Source organism: Streptomyces coryli (genome assembly GCF_011044975.1).
Taxonomy (GTDB): Bacteria; Actinomycetota; Actinomycetes; order Streptomycetales; family Streptomycetaceae; genus Streptomyces; species Streptomyces coryli.
Map to the genome: position 1 here is coordinate 1 of NZ_JAAKZV010000023.1, position 13,742 is coordinate 13,742.

Genomic DNA, 13,742 nt, shown 5'->3' on the forward strand with positions numbered 1-13,742 from the left:
TACTGATTCGGTGCCGCCGCCGCCCGGGCAGCCGCCCGCCCAGTCGCCCGCACCGAATCAGTACGCCCAGGACCCGCAGACCGGCGAGCCGCAGGCGCAGGATCCGTATGTCCAGGACGCGTATGCGTACGACCCCTACCGCGAGCCGGATCCGCTGACCGACGCCTATTACGACCAGGCCGCGCACCCTCCGCCGCCGCCCGGCAGCCAGCCGCCGGCGCAGCCGCTGTACCAGCAGCCGCCGGCGCCCGAGCACGCTCCCGACCCCCGGCTGTGGGGCCAGGCGCCCGCGCCGGAGCCGGACGGGCCCGGCCGGCATCTGCCGTACGGGGACGCCTCCACCGGCACCATGTACCTCGGCGTCGACGACCTCGTCACCCGCGCCGGCGACCAGCAGCAGGAGCCGGACGCGTTCGCGCACCTCTACCGCGACCAGGGCGCCCACGCCGCACAGCAGCCATACGGGCAGGAGCAGCCGGAGCCCGCGCAGCCGGCGGTGCCCGGCCAGCGCGGCGGCAAGGTGGCGTCCATCGCCAAGTCCAGCGCCGTCATGGCGGCGGGCACGCTCGTTTCACGTGTAACAGGGTTCCTGCGGCAGCTGATGCTCGTCGCGGCGCTCGGCGGCGCCACCCTCAACGACACGTACACCGTCGCGTGGACGCTGCCGACGATGATCTACATCCTGACCATCGGCGGCGGCCTCAACTCCGTCTTCGTGCCGCAGCTGGTCCGCTCGATGAAGGACGACGACGACGGTGGCGAGGCCTTCGCCAACCGGCTGCTGACCATCGTCACCGTCCTCCTCAGCGCGCTCGCCCTCATCGCGTTCTTCGCCGCCCCGCTGCTGGTGCGGCTGCTGTCGACACCAATCGCCAACGACGCGAACGCCAACGCGGTCGCCGTCACCTTCGCCCGCTACTGCCTGCCCACGATCCTCTTCATGGGCATCCACGTGGTGATGGGGCAGATCCTCAACGCCCGCGGCCGCTTCGGCGCCATGATGTGGACCCCGGTCCTCAACAACGTCGTCGTCATCGGCACCCTCGCCCTCTTCCTGTGGGTGTACGGGACGAACAGCTCCTCCGGCCTCACCGAGGACAACATCCCGCCGGAGGCCGTCCGCCTCCTCGGCGCGGGCACCCTGCTCGGCCTCGTCGTCCAGGCGCTCGCGATGATCCCGTACCTGCGGGAGACCGGCTTCAAGGTCCGGCCGCGCTTCGACTGGAAGGGCAAGGGCCTCGGCAAGTCCGCGAAGCTCGCCAAGTGGACGGTCCTCTTCGTCCTCGCCAACCAGCTCGGCAACATCGTCGTCACCCAGCTCGCCACCGCGGCCGGCAAGGCCGCCGGCAAGGAGCACCCCGGCAGCGGCATCACCGCGTACCAGAGCGCTCTGCTGATCTGGCAGATGCCGCAGGCGATCATCACGGTCTCGGTGATGGCGGCGCTGCTCCCGCGGATCTCCCGGGCGGCCGCCGACGGCGAGTTCGCGGCGGTCCGCGATGACATCTCGCACGGGCTGCGCACCTCCGCGGTCGCCATCGTGCCGATCGCCTTCGGTCTGCTCGCTCTCGGCGTGCCGATGTGTCTGCTGATGTTCGGCTCCGCCGGCCACGACACCGCCCGGTCCTTCGGCTACGTCCTGATGGCCTTCGGCCTCGGGCTCATCCCCTTCTCCGTGCAGTACGTCGTCCTCCGCGGCTTCTACGCGTACGAGGACACCCGGACGCCCTTCTACAACACCCTGATCGTCGCCGCGGTCTCCGCGGGCGTCTCAGCGATCGCCTACGTGCTGCTGCCCGACCAGTTCGCCGTCGCCGGCATGGCCGCCGCCTACGGGCTCGCCTACGCGGTCGGCGTGGGCGTCGCCTGGGCCCGGCTCAAGAAGCGCACCGGCGGCGATCTCGACGGCGCCCGCGTCGTCCGCACTTACGCCCGCCTGTGTTTCGCCAGCATTCCGGCGGCGCTCATCAGCGGCATGCTTTCCTGGGTGATCCTCGGAGCGCTCGGAGACGGATTCTTCTCGGCCCTCGCCGCCACCGTCGTCGGTGGGGCCGTGCTCCTCGCAGTCTTCTACGTGGCCGCCAAGCGGCTGCGGGTCGAGGAGCTCAACACACTGGTCGGGATGGTGCGCGGCCGCCTCGGCCGCTAAAAGCGGGGTATACGCGCAACCATCGGCAGCCACCGCGTGTCGTGCTTAACGGCAACGTGTGGGCACAATTGTCTTGGCTCGTGGCGGTGACGCACATGGAATGGGGAGGCTGGAACGACGGTGGCGGATCGTAGTACGGCGGCCGTCGACGACGCGGCAGGTGGCAAGGACCCGGTGAGTGACGCGGAGGGGAACGGCGGCGCGGACGAGGCCTCGGAGAATCCGTCGCCACCCGAGCTGCACAGTGGCCACAAGCTGGCCGGGCGCTACCGCCTCGAAGAATGCCTCACCCGTCTGGATGGATTCAGCAGTTGGCGGGCGGTGGACGAAAAGCTGCGCCGCGCCGTCGGCGTCCACGTGCTGCCGGCCGAACACCCGCGTGCCCGCCCGGTGCTCGCCGCGGCCCGTTCCTCGGCGCTGCTCGGTGACCCGCGCTTCGTGCAAGTCCTCGATGCCGTCGAGGAGGAGCAGCTCGTCTACGTCGTCCACGAGTGGCTCCCCGACGCCACCGAGCTGTCCACGCTGCTCGCCACCGGCCAGCCGCTTGAGCCGCACGACGCCTATCAGCTCGTCAGCCAGATCTCCCAGGCCGTCGCCGCGGCCCACCGGGAGGGTCTGGCCCACCTGGCTCTGACCCCCGCTTCGGTGCTGCGCACCTCGTCCGGCCAGTACCGCATCCGCGGCCTGGCCATCCTCGCCGCCCTGCGCGGCCTCAGCTCGGACCACCCGCAGCGCGACGACACGGAAGCGATCGGCGCCCTCCTCTACGCCGGGCTCACCGGCCGCTGGCCGTACGAGGACGACGCGTACGGACTCAGCGGGCTGCCCAAGCAGGTCGGGCTGATCGCGCCGGACCAGGTGCGTGCCGGCGTGCACCGCGGCCTGTCCGAGCTCGCCATGCGGGCGCTGGTCAACGACGGCGCCACCCCCTCCCGGCTGGAGCCGCCGTGCACCACGCCCGAGGAGCTCGCCGAGGCCGTCGCCGCGATGCCGCGGATCCGGCCGCCGGAGACCCACTACAGCCTGCCGCCGCGCGGCGGGCGGACGACCTATCAGCAGGGCTCGTACGCCCGCCCGGGCGCGAACGGCCCGGGTGGACGTCCCGGCATCGGGGCCCAGGCGGCCGCGGCGCCGCCCGCGCTGCCCGGCCGCACCGGCAAGGCGGTCAAGTGGAGCGTCTCGGGGCTGCTGATCGCCGCGCTGGCCCTCGGCAGCTGGCAGCTCGCCGACACGCTCATGAACCAGGGGACGTCGTCCGACGACTCCGGCCAGACGCAGGGCAACGACGACCCGGGCGGCAAGGACGGCAAGCCCATCGCCATCGAGAAGGTGAAGGACTTCGACCCGCCCACTCCGGGCAACGGCGAGGAGAACCCCGAGCGGACCGGCAATGCCATCGACGGGGATGCCGGCACCTTCTGGCAGACCCAGTGGTACACCTCCGCGAAGTTCGGCAATCTCAAGCCGGGCGTCGGCCTCATCCTGGATCTCGGCAAGGTCCAGCGGGTGGGGAGCGTCGACGTGAAGGCCATCGGCGACACCAAGCTCCAGGCGATGGCGGCACCGAAGAGCGCCTCGGCCATGCCCACGTCCCTGGACGGCTTCACACGTATTGCGAGTGGTAACGGAACCGATGTCACGCTGAGGCCGAAGAAGGCTGTCATGACGCGGTACGTTCTTGTCTGGCTCACCGAGCTGCCGCAGAACAACGGTGAGTTCCGCGGCAAGATCTCGGATATCAAGGTCAAGGACTGACGATGAGCACCAGGGGAGGGGGCAGACGGTGGACCACGCCGGCGGCAGCGCCGCGGACGACCGCGAGCTCCTCTCCCGCCACGTCTCCGGTGACCCCGATGCCTTCGCAGAGATAGTCAGGCGCCACCGCGACCGGCTCTGGGCCGTGGCGCTGCGTACGCTCGGGGACCGCGAGGAAGCCGCTGACGCCCTCCAGGACGCGCTCGTATCCGCCTACCGGGCCGCCCATACGTTCCGCGGCCAGTCGGCCGTCACAACGTGGCTGCACCGCATCACGGTCAACGCCTGTCTCGACCGGGCCCGCAAGGCCGCCACCCGCCGCACCTCGCCCGTCGCCGACACCGACCGCTTCGAGCAACTGCTGGAACCCGCCGAGTCGGCCGCCGCCCCCGCAGAGCGCCGCGACCTCAACCGCGAGCTCCTCGCCGCCCTCGCTACCCTCCCCGCCGAGCAGCGCGCCGCCATCATCCTCGTCGACATGCAGGGGTATCCGGTGGCCGAGGCGGCTGAGATCCTCGAGACTCCCGTCGGCACGGTGAAGAGCCGGTGCGCCCGCGGCCGGGCCCGGCTGCTGCCGCTGCTGACGCACCTGCGCCCCAAGCGGAACCAGACGGATGACGCATCCGTCCCACAGACGGCAGGTCCCGCAGATCCGCCGGAGAACAGCATCGTCAAGGGCGGAGGTGAGATCCCGTGACATCGGAAGCCCACCCGTCCGCCTCCACGGACGGGCACCCGGAGGTCGCGGACATCTCCGCACTCGCCGAGGGACTGCTCCCGCCAGAGCAGAGCAGCGCTGTGCGCGCGCATCTCGCGGAGTGCGATGTCTGCGCGGACATCGAAGCCTCGCTGGATGAGATCCGCGGACTGCTCGGCAATCTGCCGGGTCCGGCCGCCATGCCGGAGGACATCGCCACCCGTATCGACGCGGCGCTGGCCGCCGAGGCGCTTGTTTCACGTGAAACGGCGTCGGGGCCGGATGCGGTTTCACGTGAAACGGAGGACGAGCCGAGCGCTGTTTCACGTGAAACGACGACCGGGCTGCCCCGACCGCGCACCGCGGACCGTCCCGCCGGCCACGCCTCCGCTTCGACCCGACCCGGACGATCGCACCCGGGAGGAAAGCAACGAGGACGTGGCGCCCGGCTCGCATTGAGCGTCGCCGCCTCCGTCGCAGTCATCGCCGGCGGCGTCTGGCTGGGGTCCGTCGCAGTGGACGGAGCCGGAGGTGGATCCAGCGACGACGCAGGAGTCGCGAAGGAGGGCGCAGCGAGCGGCAAGATGGCGCCGTCCATCTCGCGCGCGGAACTGGGCGACAGGGTCAAGACCCTCCTCGAGGCGCCCGACAACGACACCCTTGAAGGCAGCGGCGATGCCACCGTCAAGGGGACGCCCAAGGGCGAGGATCACCGCGACGCACCTGTCGTACCCACCTGCATCCGTGACGTGATCCACCGCTCCGAGCAACCGGTCGCCGTCAACGAGAACACCATCCGGGGCCAGCAGATCTACGTCGTCGTGCTGCCGCACCCCGGCGACCGCGCACAGGTCGACGCGTACGCCGTCTCGGCCATCTGTGTCACCGAGCCGGGAACCCCTTCCGAGCTGCTGCAGAAGTCCACCTACCCGCGCCCGTAGCCGTGGCGTGCGGCACCGGGAATGCCCGGGCCGTAGGATCCGTTGGGTGGGGTGGAAGCCGCACCAAGTAGCGAAAAGATCGACAGCTGCCCGGCAGGAGACAAGGAAGATTCCCGTGAGCGACGTCCGCAACGTGATCATCATCGGCTCGGGGCCCGCGGGATACACCGCGGCGCTCTATACCGCCCGCGCGGCTCTTCAGCCCCTCGTCTTCGAGGGAGCTGTCACCGCCGGCGGCGCGCTGATGAACACCACCGACGTGGAGAACTTCCCCGGTTTCCGGGACGGCATCATGGGGCCGGACCTCATGGACAACATGCGGGCCCAGGCGGAGCGCTTCGGCGCCGAGCTGGTGCCGGACGACATCGTCTCCGCCGACCTGACGGGGGAGATCAAGACGGTGACCGACACCGCGGGCACCGTCCACCGCGCGAAGACCGTGATCGTCTCCACCGGCTCCCAGCACCGCAAGCTCGGGCTGCCGCGTGAGGACGAGCTCTCCGGCCGCGGCATCTCCTGGTGCGCGACCTGTGACGGCTTCTTCTTCCGCGACCAGGACATCGTCGTGGTGGGCGGCGGCGACACCGCCATGGAGGAGGCCACCTTCCTCTCCCGCTTCGCCAAGTCCGTGACGGTCGTCCACCGTCGGGACGAGCTTCGTGCCAGCAAGGCCATGCAGGAGCGCGCCTTCGCCGACCCGAAGATCTCGTTCATCTGGGACAGCGAGGTCACCGAGATCCACGGCGAGAACAAGCTCTCCGGCCTCACGCTGCGGAACGTGAAGACGGACGAGAAGTCCGAGATCGCGGTGACGGGTCTGTTCATCGCCATCGGACACGACCCGCGGACGGAACTCTTCACCGGCCAGCTGGACCTGGATGACGAGGGCTACCTGACGGTGGACGCGCCCTCGACCCGCACCAACATCCCTGGGGTGTTCGCTGCGGGCGACGTCGTCGACCACACCTACCGCCAGGCGATCACCGCCGCCGGCACGGGCTGCTCCGCCGCCCTGGACGCCGAGCGCTTCCTCGCCGCCCTCATGGACGGTGAGAAGACCGCCGAGCCGGAGAAGACGGCCGCCTCCGCCGTCTGATCCACCCACCCCGCCAGCGCAACACCCGAGGTAAGGAGAACACCATGGCCGGTGCCACGGTCACCGCAACCGACGCAGACTTCGAGGAGAAGGTCCTCAAGAGCGACAAGCCTGTGCTGGTCGACTTCTGGGCCGCCTGGTGCGGTCCGTGCCGCCAGATCGCCCCGTCGCTCGAGGCCATCGCCGCGGAGAACCCCGAGAAGATCACCGTCGTCAAGCTGAACATCGACGAGAACCCGGCGACCGCCGCGAAGTACGGCATCATGTCGATCCCGACGATGAACGTCTACAAGGGCGGCGACGTCGTGAAGACGATCGTCGGTGCGAAGCCGAAGGCCGCGCTGGAGCGCGATCTCGCCGACTTCATCGGCTGATTTCCGCGTGTGTTTCACGTGAAACACACGCCAAGAAGGGCCCGATCCCCAGCTGGGGGTCGGGCCCTTCCGTTTGCCTGCCCTGATATGCCCCTGTATGCCCGCCTGAGCGCCCGGCAGCCCTTCAGAGGGGTCGGAGGACCGGATCCTTCTGAACGGCCCCGAGAAGCTTGTCCAGCGCCAGCTCGACGTCCTCCTTCCAGGAGAGCGTCGTCCGCAGCTCGAGCCGCAGCCGTGGATAGCGCGGATGCTGCCGTACGGTCTTGAAGCCCACGGCGGCCAGATACTCGGCAGGAAGCACACAGGCCGGCTCCCGCCACTGCGCATCACCGAAGGCCTCGATCGCCTTCACGCCCCGCCGGAGCAGATCCTTCGCCACCGTCTGCACGAGCACCCGACCCAGCCCCTGCCCCTGATAGCCCGGCATCAGCCAGGCCGTCATCAGCTGGACGGCATCGCCCGACACCGGGCTCGTCGGGAAGGCGGTGGAACGCGGGACATACGCGGGCGGTGCGTACATCACGAAGCCCGCCGGCACGTCGTCGACATAGACGACCCGGCCGCAGGACCCCCACTCCAGCAGCACACCGGAGATCCAGGCTTCCTTCTCCAGCTCCGGACGGCCGGCCTTTACCGCGGCTTCTCCGCTGACAGGATCGAGCTCCCAGAAGACACAGGATCTGCACCGCTTGGGGACGTCAGGAAGGTTGTCGAGCGTAAGCGGCGCGAGACGTCGCCCCATGAATTGCGTTCCTCTCCTCCCGGAGCACCTCGCGCAGCGGCCAAGGCGCCTCGCTCGCGGATCAGACTGCCAATGAACCCGCTCACGGCACCCAGGCCGAGGCCCACGGTTACCAGTCCGGTGCGGCTCACCGTTCGCATGGCCGTCCCCCCTCCACACGCCTACGCATCGTATCGAGGGGATGACTGCGGCGTTACCCACCACAACGTAAAGAGCGGGTCGTGTACGTACACGACCCGCTCTCCGCCCTCAGCCCCCTGCAAGGGGCCGGGCTCACTCCTCGTCGTCCGCGTCCTCCTCGGCCAGGCGCTTCTCGAGCACCTTGCCCTCGCCCGGAGCGATCGAGCCGAGGATCCGCTCCAGATCCTCTATCGAGGCGAACTCGACGACGATCTTCCCCTTCTTCTGGCCCAGGTCGACCTTCACCCGGGTCTCGAAGCGATCCGAGAGCCGGGAGGCGAGGTCCACCAGCGCGGGGGACATCCGGCTGCCGGCCCGCGGTCCCTTCGGCTTGGCGGACTTCGGGCGCGCCCCCATGAGGGTCACGATCTCCTCCACCGACCGCACCGAGAGCCCCTCGGCCACGATCCGGTGCGCCAGCTGGTCCTGGGTGTCCGAGTCCTCCACGGACAGCAGGGCGCGGGCATGCCCGGCCGAGATCACCCCGGCGGCAACCCGCTGCTGCACCTTCGGCGACAGCTTCAGCAGCCGCAGCGTGTTGGTGACCTGCGGACGCGAGCGGCCGATGCGGTCGGCGAGCTCGTCATGCGTGCAGCTGAAGTCCTTCAGCAGCTGGTCGTAGGCGGCAGCCTCTTCCAGCGGATTCAGCTGGGCGCGGTGCAGGTTCTCCAGCAGCGCGTCGAGCAGCAGCTTCTCGTCGTCCGTCTGCCGGACGATGGCGGGGATACGGGCCAGGCCGGCCTCGCGGCAGGCCCGCCAGCGGCGCTCGCCCATGACGAGCTCGTACCGCTCCGGACCCAGCTGCCGGACCACCACGGGCTGCAGAAGGCCGACTTCCTGGATGGAAGTGACCAGTTCGGCGAGGGCGTCCTCGTCGAAGACCTCGCGTGGCTGGCGAGGGTTCGGCGTGATCGCATCGAGCGGGACCTCGGCGAAGTGCGCACCGGCCACCTCGTCGACGCCCGGCACCTCTGCGGGGGACTCCTGGGGCTCGCCGATGTCCTGCGGCGGAATCGAATCTGCCTCCGCGGGCGCCTCCGGCACCGTGGGGGAGGGCAGATCGCGCTCCGACACTATGACCGGCACCGCACCTGGTGACGTCGTCGCACCCCCCACGAGGGGACCGGCATCACTGCCTGTCGGAGCCGCGGGAATCAGCGCGCCGAGGCCGCGGCCAAGCCCTCTTCGTCGTTCCGTCACTGCGCCCCTCCGTCATGACGTGTTCCACCCTGAGCGCCGCCGCTCGGCTGGGCCGGCACGGAGTCATGGCTGACCCCGACACCGCGCAGCGCGATCTCCCGCGCCGCCTCCAGGTACGACAGCGATCCGCTCGATCCAGGATCGTAAGTCAGCACCGTCTGCCCGTAACTGGGGGCCTCCGAAATACGCACCGAGCGCGGGATGCTCGTGCGCAGGACCTCCTTGCCGAAGTGCCCGCGCACCTCGTCGGCCACCTGCGAGGCGAGCCGCGTCCTGCCGTCGTACATCGTCAGCAGAATCGTCGAGACATGCAGCTTCGGGTTCAGGTGGCCGCGGACCAGATCCACGTTGTGCAGCAGCTGGCCCAGCCCTTCCAGCGCGTAGTACTCGCACTGGATCGGAATCAGCACCTCGGCGCCGGCCACCAACGCGTTCACTGTCAGCAACCCCAGTGAGGGCGGGCAGTCGATGAAGACATAGTCCAGCGGCTGCTCGTATGCGCTGATCGCCCGCTCCAGCCGGCTCTCGCGGGCCACCAGCGAGACCAACTCGATCTCCGCACCGGCCAGATCGATCGTGGCAGGGGCGCAGAAGAGTCCCTCCACGTCCGGGACCGGCTGCACCACGTCCGCGAGCGGCTTCCCCTCTACCAGGACGTCGTAGATCGAGGGAACCTCGGAATGGTGATCGACGCCGAGGGCAGTGGAGGCATTGCCCTGCGGGTCGAGGTCGATGACCAGCACCCGGGCGCCGTGCAGCGCCAGGGATGCGGCCAGGTTGACGGTGGTGGTGGTCTTGCCGACCCCACCCTTCTGGTTGGCGACGACCATCACCCGGGTCTGTTCCGGGCGAGGCAGGCCCTCGCCCGCCCGCCCCAGCGCCTCAACGGCGAGCTGAGCGGCACGACCGATGGGGGTGTCGTCCATCGGGGGTGGTGTTTCACGTGAAACATCCACCGTTTCGGAACGCGGACCGGGGACCGGATCGGCCATCGGGCCCGCGACGTTAGCGTCGGACCGCAAGGATTCACTCTCCTCGACTTCAGACTCGCGATGCACAGAGCCTGCCATGCCGTCGGGGGTAGGAACCAGCGAGCCCCGTTCTCCTGTGGATGAATCTCGGTCAAATCCCGACGGCGGGCCATGAGACTCGGCGGCCTCACGCCCACGATTCAGGATTCCCGGCAGTAGTGAGCGACGTTTCACGTGAAACACGATGCACGCGGCGCGTCGCACGCTGCGGCAGACACTCCGAAATTGGAATGAGCCGCATTAAAGGAACAAACCGGACAGCAGAGCCCGGTGTGATCTTCAGCGCCGCCGGCGGGCCTTCCCCGGCGACCTTCTGGCCGCTCGTGCCCGCTTCGCCGCGAACCGCACACCGCCCGGGCTCTCACCCACCACGGCGCGCACCACCGTCGATGGCGGCGTCACCACGCCGACCCCCACCTGCGCGACCGAGGTCTCCTCGACGCCCAGCTTCGCCAGCGCCGCCTTCGACGCCTGCAGTTCCTCTGCCGCCGTGTCGCCCTTCAGTGCCAGCATCTCCCCGTACGGGCGCAGCAGCGGGATTCCCCAGCCGGCCAGGCGCTCCAGCGGGGCCACTGCCCGCGCCGTCACCACATGCACCGGCTCGAAGGTGCCCAGCACCTCTTCTGCCCGCCCCCGGACCACCGACACATGGTCCAGGCCGAGCAGCTCCACGACCTCCTGCAGGAAGGTGGTCCGCCGCAGCAGCGGCTCCAGCAGCGTAATCCGCAGGTCAGGCCGCACCAGCGCCAGCGGAATGCCCGGCAGGCCGGCCCCCGAGCCCACGTCGCAGACCGTCACGCCCTCCGGAACCACCTCGGAGAGCACCGCGCAGTTCAGCAGGTGCCGCTCCCACAGCCGGGGCACCTCGCGCGGCCCGATCAGGCCGCGCCGCACCCCGGCTTCCGCCAGCAGCTCGCCGTACCGCACCGCGTCCGGAAGCCGGTCGCCGAAGACCTTCTGAGCCGCCTCAGGGGCGGGCGGCAGCTCAGCCGTGTCCGTCACGGAACCGTCCTCTCACTGGCAATACGGGTGTCACCTGACCGGCCGGGTCAGGCCGGGCCGGTCCGACTCAGGCCGGCAGCACAACCACGCGACGCTCGGGCTCCTCGCCCTCGGACTCGCTGCGCAGCCCGGCGGCCTTCACCGCGTCGTGCACCACCTTGCGCTCGAACGGCGACATCGGCGGCAGCTTCACCGGCTCGCCGGTCTGCTTCGCCTCGTCGACCGCCTTGGTGCCGAGCTCCGTCAGCTGCTCCCGCTTGCGGGCCCGGAAGCCGGCGATGTCCAGCATCAGCCTGCTGCGGTCGCCCGTCTCCCGGTGCACCGCCAGTCGGGTCAGCTCCTGGAGCGCCTCCAGCACCTCACCGTCGCGGCCCACCAGCTTCTGCAGGTCGCGGCTGTCGCCCTCGCTGATGATCGACACGGAGGCGCGGTCGCCCTCCACATCCATGTCGATGTCACCGTCGAGGTCGGCGATGTCCAGCAGCCCCTCGAGGTAGTCGGCCGCGATCTCGCCCTCCTGCTCCAGGCGGGAAAGACCGTCCGTGGCCTCGTCAGCCGTGTCGGGGACGTCGGTCGCGTCGGCCGCGTCCGCCTCGGGAACGGCGGTCGGGGTGTCCGTCACTTCAGGACTCCTTCTTGCTTACTTCTTCGAGGACGGGGACTTGGGGCGCTGCTGGCCCTTGCGCTGACCGGACTTCGCCCGGCTGCGCTGGTTGCCGGAGCCCGAGCCGGACGAGCCGGAGCCGGACGGCTTGGCATCCTTCGGCTGGCCGGACTTCGGCTTGCCGCCGCCGTCCTGCTCATCGTCGGAGGGCGCCTGGCCCGGCTGGCCACCGGTCTGGCCGCCCGTCTGCCGCTTCGACTTCGGCTGCCGCTTCGGCTGCTGCCGGCGCGCCGCACGCTCCTCAGCCGGGGGCTTGGGCTCGCCCTTCACGACCGAGCCGTCCTCGTTCGCCACCAGCTGGGACTTCGCCAGCGTGCTGACGAAACTCCGCTCGGCCTCCGCGCGCGACTTGTCCTCCTTGAGCGCGATGGCCTTGACGATCGCCCGGTCGTGCCGGGAGCGCACACCGCCGTGGGACACGATCCGCGGCGCCATCTTCTCGAGCAGCTCCCGCTGCGCGGAGCTGCCCGGCGTCGGGTTGCGCTTGATCACGTACATCTGCTGGCAGAGCGTCCAGAAGTTGGTGGTCAGCCAGTAGATGAGGACACCGACCGGGAAGTTGATGCCGAAGACGGCGAACATGACCGGGAAGATGTACATCAGCATCTTCTGCTGCTGCATGAAGGGCGTCTTCACCGAGGTGTCGACGTTCTTCGACATCAGCTGACGCTGCGTGTAGAACTGCGACGCCGACATCAGAACGATCATGATGACCGTGACGACGCGGACATCGGTCAGCGTGGCGCCCAGCTCCTGGACCTTGCTCGCGCTGTCCATGAACTTCGCCGCGATCGGCGCACCGAAGACGTGCGCCTCGCGGGCCTGCGAGACCTGCTCCTGGGTGAGAACGCCGACCTCGTGGTTACCGGCGATCTTGTTCAGCACCTGGAAGAGCGCGATGAAGAACGGCGACTGCGCCAGGATCGGGAGACAGCTCGAGAGCGGGTTCGTACCCGACTCCCGATAGAGCTTCATCATCTCCTCGGACTGGCGCTGCTTGTCGTTCTTGTAGCGCTCCTGGATCTCCTTCATCTTCGGCTGCAGAACCTGCATGTTCCGCGTCGCCTTGATCTGCTTCACGAAGAGCGGGATCAGGCAGATACGGATCACGACCACCAGGGAGACGATGGACAGACCCCAGGCCCAGCCGCTGCTCGCGTCGAAGACAAGCGAGTACAGGCTGTGGAACTGGACGATGATCCAGGAGACCGCGATATAGAGAGGATTGAGGATCGTGTCCACTAATCAGGCTCCTTGGGCCTTGGGCTGAGTCTCGCCTCTGCGCCTGCTCATCCAAAGACGCAGACGCCGGTGCCAGACCGGATGCTTACGGGGCGGTACGTGGTCGACTCCGCCGAGCGACCACGGGTTGCAGCGCAGGATGCGCCAAGCGGTCAGGGCCGTGCCTTTCACCGCGCCGTGCCGGTCGATGGCCGTGAAGCCATAGTGCGAGCACGACGGGTAGTACTTGCAGACCGGCCCCAGGAGCGGGCTGATGGTCCACTGGTAGATCTTGATCAGCAAAAGCAGCGGGTACTTCATAGCGGCGCCCTTCCGAGCAGTCGCCGCAGCGCCGAATCCAGATCGCTGCCCAGCTGATCGTGATCAGCCGTGGCCGCGCCCGGCAGCGCGCGTACGACCACCAGGCTACCCGCGGGCAGCTCCGGGAGCCGGTCCCGCATCAGGTGACGCAGCCGACGCTTCACGAGGTTGCGCTGGACCGCGCCGCCCACTGCCTTGCTGACGACGAAACCCGCACGCGCCGGAGGACCAATGTCCCCCGGTGCGTGCGGGCCCGTACCGCTGTTCATATGGACGACGAGGAGCGGGCGCCCGGCCCGGCGCCCTCGTCGTACCGCGGTCGCGAAGTCCTCGCGCCGCCTCAGCCGATGCTCAGCAGGCAGCACGGTT

14 protein-coding genes are annotated in these 13,742 nt (G+C 69.4%); 6 read left to right on the forward strand and 8 right to left on the reverse strand.

Annotation, left to right across the window (positions count from 1 at the left end; translation table 11 throughout):
* The first annotated feature begins 10 nt into the window (after nt 1-10).
* The 6 genes from murJ (at nt 11) to trxA (ending at nt 7,012) form a co-directional block, all read left to right on the forward strand.
* On the forward strand, nt 11-2,149 hold the full coding sequence (gene murJ, locus G5C51_RS08215; protein ID WP_338118060.1) for a murein biosynthesis integral membrane protein MurJ: 2,139 nt from the start codon (nt 11-13) through the stop codon (nt 2,147-2,149).
* Nucleotides 2,150-2,269: 120 nt separating this feature from the next.
* Nucleotides 2,270-3,904 (forward strand): protein kinase family protein, encoded by a 1,635-nt coding sequence (locus G5C51_RS08220; protein ID WP_165234143.1) that lies wholly within the window; start codon nt 2,270-2,272, stop codon nt 3,902-3,904.
* 28 nt (nt 3,905-3,932) lie between these two features.
* Complete coding sequence (gene sigM, locus G5C51_RS08225) at nt 3,933-4,601, forward strand: RNA polymerase sigma factor SigM (RefSeq protein WP_165234146.1); 669 nt, start codon at nt 3,933-3,935, stop codon at nt 4,599-4,601.
* Nucleotides 4,598-5,542, forward strand: a complete 945-nt coding sequence (locus G5C51_RS08230; protein ID WP_165234149.1) for a zf-HC2 domain-containing protein — start codon at nt 4,598-4,600, stop codon at nt 5,540-5,542. The genes sigM and G5C51_RS08230 overlap by 4 nt, the downstream gene beginning before the upstream one ends.
* Nucleotides 5,543-5,657: 115 nt before the next feature.
* Complete coding sequence (gene trxB / locus G5C51_RS08235) at nt 5,658-6,638, forward strand: thioredoxin-disulfide reductase (RefSeq protein ID WP_165234179.1); 981 nt, start codon at nt 5,658-5,660, stop codon at nt 6,636-6,638.
* Nucleotides 6,639-6,682: 44 nt separating this feature from the next.
* Entirely contained in the window at nt 6,683-7,012 is a 330-nt protein-coding gene (gene trxA / locus G5C51_RS08240) for a thioredoxin (RefSeq protein WP_165234182.1), read from the forward strand.
* A 124-nt stretch (nt 7,013-7,136) separates the two neighbouring features.
* Here trxA and G5C51_RS08245 read toward each other — a convergent pair whose 3' ends face one another.
* From G5C51_RS08245 to rnpA, 8 genes are all read right to left on the reverse strand, one after another.
* Nucleotides 7,137-7,754, reverse strand: a complete 618-nt coding sequence (locus tag G5C51_RS08245) for a GNAT family N-acetyltransferase (protein ID WP_165234185.1) — start codon at nt 7,752-7,754, stop codon at nt 7,137-7,139.
* A 273-nt stretch (nt 7,755-8,027) separates the two neighbouring features.
* Nucleotides 8,028-9,134 (reverse strand): ParB/RepB/Spo0J family partition protein, encoded by a 1,107-nt coding sequence (locus tag G5C51_RS08250; protein ID WP_165234187.1) that lies wholly within the window; start codon nt 9,132-9,134, stop codon nt 8,028-8,030.
* Nucleotides 9,131-10,060 carry a ParA family protein gene (locus G5C51_RS08255; protein ID WP_276617607.1) on the reverse strand — a complete coding sequence of 310 codons (930 nt, stop codon included), beginning with the start codon at nt 10,058-10,060 and terminating at the stop codon, nt 9,131-9,133. The genes G5C51_RS08250 and G5C51_RS08255 overlap by 4 nt, the downstream gene beginning before the upstream one ends.
* A gap of 384 nt (nt 10,061-10,444) precedes the next feature.
* Nucleotides 10,445-11,167, reverse strand: a complete 723-nt coding sequence (gene rsmG, locus G5C51_RS08260; RefSeq protein ID WP_165234190.1) for a 16S rRNA (guanine(527)-N(7))-methyltransferase RsmG — start codon at nt 11,165-11,167, stop codon at nt 10,445-10,447.
* Between the two features lie 67 nt (nt 11,168-11,234).
* Nucleotides 11,235-11,693 (reverse strand): Jag family protein, encoded by a 459-nt coding sequence (locus G5C51_RS08265; RefSeq protein WP_206313601.1) that lies wholly within the window; start codon nt 11,691-11,693, stop codon nt 11,235-11,237.
* Between the two features lie 114 nt (nt 11,694-11,807).
* Entirely contained in the window at nt 11,808-13,073 is a 1,266-nt protein-coding gene (gene yidC / locus G5C51_RS08270; protein WP_165234196.1) for a membrane protein insertase YidC, read from the reverse strand.
* A 3-nt stretch (nt 13,074-13,076) separates the two neighbouring features.
* Complete coding sequence (gene yidD / locus G5C51_RS08275) at nt 13,077-13,373, reverse strand: membrane protein insertion efficiency factor YidD (protein WP_165234199.1); 297 nt, start codon at nt 13,371-13,373, stop codon at nt 13,077-13,079.
* Nucleotides 13,370-13,738 (reverse strand): ribonuclease P protein component, encoded by a 369-nt coding sequence (rnpA, locus tag G5C51_RS08280; protein WP_165234202.1) that lies wholly within the window; start codon nt 13,736-13,738, stop codon nt 13,370-13,372. Before rnpA ends, yidD begins: the two co-directional genes overlap by 4 nt.
* Nucleotides 13,739-13,742 lie beyond the last annotated feature (4 nt).